The following is a 3,907-nucleotide window of genomic DNA, read 5'->3' on the forward strand; positions in this document are numbered from 1 at the left end:
CACGGCAGGGCCCGGCCCGTGGCCTGATACCAGTCGAGAAGGGCTTTTTTAAGGTCCCCTTCCATCAAAGCGGGATGCCTCCTCGGAAAAGCCGCCGGTGCTCCACCATCAGACACCGGTCCGCCACCACGGGGATCCCCGCCTCCTTCAGCTTATTCTCCACTTCCGGGTGGGTGATCCCCGACTGGAGCCAGACCAGCCGCGGCCTTAAGGCGAGGATCTCCTCGAGGTGGCCGGGCAGGGCCTGACTTTTCCGGAATACATCCAGGATATCCACGGGCTCCCCAGGGTACGCCTCGGCAAGCTCAAAAAGGGAAGCCCGGACCACCTCCCCAAAGAGGACCTCACCGGCAAAGCGGGGGTTCACGGGCAGAATCCTATAGCCCGCCTCCCAGAGGTAGCGGGGCACGTAGTGGGCGGGCCGGGAAGGGTCTTTATGGGCGCCCAGGACCGCGATGGTGCGGGCTGATTCCAGGATTTTTCTAAGGTTCATCGCGTCTTCCTTTCCAGAAGCTCAAAAATCCGCCGGGCCTCCCCGTAGGAAAGCTGCCTGGGCTTGCGGGCTAGAAAGGTAGGGAGGTCCCTTGGCCGCAAAACGGCTAGCCGCCCCACCGCCTCCCCCTCCAGCTTGCCCCCCACAAAGACCAAGACCGGCTCCACCTCCACCCCCAGTCAAGCCCTCAGCTCATGCGCCCGACGCCAGGCCTGGCGGACCACCTGGCCGTTCCGCCTGCCGTTCACGTAGAGCCCATCCGGACGGGCCTGGATATGACCGGAGTAGTTCTTGACCCCCACGTTGAAAACCCCCCAGGCCCACCGCCACGTGGTCCGCATTCTCCCCGCCGAGGTCCACATCGTGGTAGACCCGGAAGCCCTCGGGGAGCCCCTCTAAAACCCGCCCCACCCGGGCCTCGCCCAGGTAGCCTCGAGCCGTGGCCACCAGGGTTCTTTCAACCGCCTTATCCTGCAAGAGCTTGGCCACGGCCAAAACCGCCAGGGGAAGGGCCAGAAAGCCCGCCCAGGGGGCTAAGGGCTTGACAAGGAGGTAGGTGAAAAGGCCAAGCCCCAATAGGGCCAAAGCCGCCCTCAAGAGCCTTTTCTGTAGAGTGCCTCCGGCTTTTCCCTTAGCTCTAGCCACGCCTCGAGTTTAACGGTAGTCCAAAGGCCTAAGGTAGAACTCCCCGATGGCGGTGGAGGAAAGGAGGGCCACGGTGGGGAGGGCCCGCTTCCAGTGGGTCCGGTTGACCCTTTCCTTAACCCTTTGGATCTCCTCAAGGGTGTAGCCCAGACCCTGGATGTACGCGTCCGGGTAGCCCTTCAGGTAGTGCTCGAGGATCACATCCGCCCGGAGGTAGCGCACCCCCAGGTCGGCCTCGTCCGTCTGGCCGGGCTCGAGGTCGGCGGTGGGAGGTTTTTTGACCACCTCCTTGGGCACCCCTAAAAACTCCGCCAGCCGCCAGACCTGGGTCTTATAGAGGTCGCCCAGGGGGTTCAAGGGGGGGGAGTCGTCCCCGTGCCAGGTGTAGTAGCCAAAAAGCCGCTCCGTCTTGTTCCCCGTCCCCAAAGGAAGGGCACGGTACTCCTCGGCCTTGTCAAAGAGCACCATCATCCGGGCGCGGGCCATGAGGTTGCCCCGCCTACGCGGGGTCATGGAAGGGACCCTCTCTGCATACCCCTCCACCATGGGGGTGATCTCGATCACCTCGAGGCCCACCCCAAAGGTTTCGGCCACAAGCCGGGCATGGGATAGGGACTCGGGGGCGCTCTGCCGGTGGGGCAAGGCCAGGGCGTGCACATTCTCCGCGCCCAGGGCCCGCACCGCCAGGGCCAAGGTGGTGGCCGAGTCCACCCCGCCTGAGACGGCCACCAGGGCCTTCTGATACCCCCGCCAGGCGAGCTCCTCCCGGATAAACCGGGTGAGGAAGTCCGCCACTAAAGCCCAGTTCAGCTCCAAGACCTCGTGCGCCTTTTGGGCCTCGAACACCTTCATGGCTCCACCACCCGTTTAAGGTCGTCCAAGAGAAGGGGCAAGGTGGCCCGGAGGTCGGAAAGAAGGGGGCTGTCGTACCGGACCGGGGGGATCCGGTCCAGGTCCACGTCCAAGACCACGGCCGCCTCCTCAAACAGCGGCCCCTCGGCCAAAATCCGCCCCTCCGGCCCCACGGCCAGGCTTCCTCCGCTCATCCCCTTCCCCCCCTCAAACCCCACCAGGCTGGAGAGGAGAACGTAGACCCCGTGCTCCCCGGCCACCGACTGGGCTAAAACCCGCCACCTGGCCACATTGTCCGGGACCTTCCCGTAAAACCCCCGGGCGGGGCTCGCCGAAGGGACGTAGAGGATCTGGGCCCCGTCCAAGGCCAGGATGGCCGAGGTGAGACTGTGCCAGAAGTCCTCGCAGATGAGGAGACCCGCCCGGCCAAACCGGGTGTTGAAGGCCGCAATCCGGCTTCCCCGGGCTAGGTAGCGCTCCTCGTCGAAGACGCCATAGGTGGGAAGGAAGACCTTCCGGTGTACGTGGACGATCCGGTGGGGGAGCTCGAGGTAGGCGGCGCTGTTGTAGTACGCCCCGCCGTCTCGCTCGTAAAACCCCACCACCAGGTCCAGAGCCTCCTCGAGGCCCGCCCCTCGATACGCGGAAAGGACCGCCTCATAAAGCTCCTCCCCCGTCAGGGCGAGCTCCCGCACCCCTCCTTGCAGAAAATAGCCCGTAAGGGCCGCCTCGGGCAAAACGACCACCTGGGGCCTTAGAGGCCTTAACGAAGCCAGGTGGCCAGAAAGCCGAGCCAGGTTCTCCTTGAAACGGCCCTTTTCCGGCTTGAACTGGAGGAGGACGTGCCGCACAAGCCCAGTCTACCGCCTCACCACCTGGGCGTCCTTGGGGTACCGGAGGAGGGCCGCCTTGTCCAGAGGGGTCCGCTTGAACTCCCCCACCTCGAGGTCCGCCACCACCCCCTTCTCGTCCCGGATCAGGAAGCGTACAGGCCTGGGGTCTGGTTTCAGGACATAGACCTCCATCTCCTTAAACCCCGCCCCCGCCTCCTTGGGAATCCCCCGCAGACGGTACGCCAGCCCCTGGGGGGTGCTTACCTCCCCGATGAGCCTCAGGTCCAGTTTCCCGGCCAAGGCGGAAGGGTTGCCCAGCTCCGCGGGGGCAAACAGGCCTTGGATCCAAGCCCTTTCCCGCGGGCTTTTGATGAGCTGGTTGGTGAGGTACAGGTAGTTCCAGACCTCCTTTTTGGTCAAAACGGTAAAGTTGTCCGCCAAGGAGCCGGGTTTGACGAACTCAATGCGGAAGATCTCCTCCTGGGGCAGGGCGTAAAGCCGGGCCAGGAACTCCTGGGGCCTTCCGTCGGGGCCCAGGATCTGCCCCTTCAACACCGCCTGCCAGGGGGTGGAGAGGTTCTTCTCCACCCGGTCCAGGATCTCCTGAACGGACTGGGCGAAAACGGAAGAGAGGAGGAACAGGATCAAAAAGAGACCCGATTTTTTCACGGCCACCTCCAGGCGTAGCGGACCCAGGCGTAGAGGGTCTCCCGGTCCTCCCCTAGGGGAGAAGCCGCCTTGAGGCCCACCTCCAGGCCCAGATCCCCCAGCCATGCCCCCACGCTACCCGCAAAGGGGTAGGACAGGATGAGGAAAAGGCTAGCTTCCCCTAAGTAAAGCCCGGCCTCGAGGCGGTTGATCCCCCCAAGGCGCAAGGTGAAGTCCAGGATTCCATCCCGGTAGCCCAGTAGGGCGTAGGGCCAGGGGAAAAGCCCGGCCCCCAAGAGGGCCCCCTGCCGAAGGGCGTAGCTCCCCTCCAAAAGCCAGGCCGCCCTCCCCGGCTGGAGGCCAAAGGAGGAGGGGCGCCAGGGGGTATTCCGCGCAAGCTCGAGCCCCAAAGCCTCGCCAAAAGGAAGGCGAAGGC

At 64.7% G+C, this 3,907-nt stretch carries 6 protein-coding genes and 1 pseudogene; all 7 read right to left on the reverse strand.

All coding sequences use genetic code 11. The features are described from left to right. Positions 1–64: 64 nt before the first annotated feature. The gene (locus C4301_RS09535; RefSeq protein WP_352414838.1) at positions 65–493 is read right to left on the reverse strand and encodes a CoA-binding protein; all 429 of its coding nucleotides are present in this window, start codon (positions 491–493) and stop codon (positions 65–67) included. Next, positions 490–660 carry a hypothetical protein gene (locus tag C4301_RS09540; RefSeq protein ID WP_352414839.1) on the reverse strand — a complete coding sequence of 57 codons (171 nt, stop codon included), beginning with the start codon at positions 658–660 and terminating at the stop codon, positions 490–492. The genes C4301_RS09535 and C4301_RS09540 overlap by 4 nt, the downstream gene beginning before the upstream one ends. A gap of 25 nt (positions 661–685) precedes the next feature. Next, entirely contained in the window at positions 686–1,138 is a 453-nt protein-coding gene (locus tag C4301_RS09545; protein WP_352414840.1) for a nuclease-related domain-containing protein, read from the reverse strand. A gap of 9 nt (positions 1,139–1,147) precedes the next feature. Next, a complete protein-coding gene (locus C4301_RS09550) occupies positions 1,148–1,990 on the reverse strand; it encodes an NAD+ synthase (protein WP_352414841.1) in 843 nt (280 codons plus the stop codon). Beyond that, on the reverse strand, positions 1,987–2,841 hold the full coding sequence (locus tag C4301_RS09555; RefSeq protein WP_352414842.1) for a nitrilase-related carbon-nitrogen hydrolase: 855 nt from the start codon (positions 2,839–2,841) through the stop codon (positions 1,987–1,989). Before C4301_RS09555 ends, C4301_RS09550 begins: the two co-directional genes overlap by 4 nt. Before the next feature lie 9 nt (positions 2,842–2,850). Continuing rightward, positions 2,851–3,492, reverse strand: a complete 642-nt coding sequence (locus C4301_RS09560; RefSeq protein WP_352414843.1) for an outer membrane lipoprotein carrier protein LolA — start codon at positions 3,490–3,492, stop codon at positions 2,851–2,853. Continuing rightward, positions 3,489–3,907, reverse strand: a pseudogene (locus C4301_RS09565) (hypothetical protein); the annotation flags it as partial. The gene C4301_RS09560 and the pseudogene C4301_RS09565, both read right to left, overlap by 4 nt.

The organism is Thermus sp., assembly GCF_040290245.1.
Taxonomy (GTDB): domain Bacteria; phylum Deinococcota; class Deinococci; order Deinococcales; family Thermaceae; genus Thermus_A.

Excerpts from the sequence above, each read along its gene's own strand:
- C4301_RS09535 (WP_352414838.1), bottom strand. The coding sequence starts at position 493 with ATGAACCTTAGAAAAATCCTGGAATCAGCCCGCACCATCGCGGTCCTG.
- C4301_RS09550 (WP_352414841.1), bottom strand. The coding sequence starts at position 1,990 with ATGAAGGTGTTCGAGGCCCAAAAGGCGCACGAGGTCTTGGAGCTGAAC.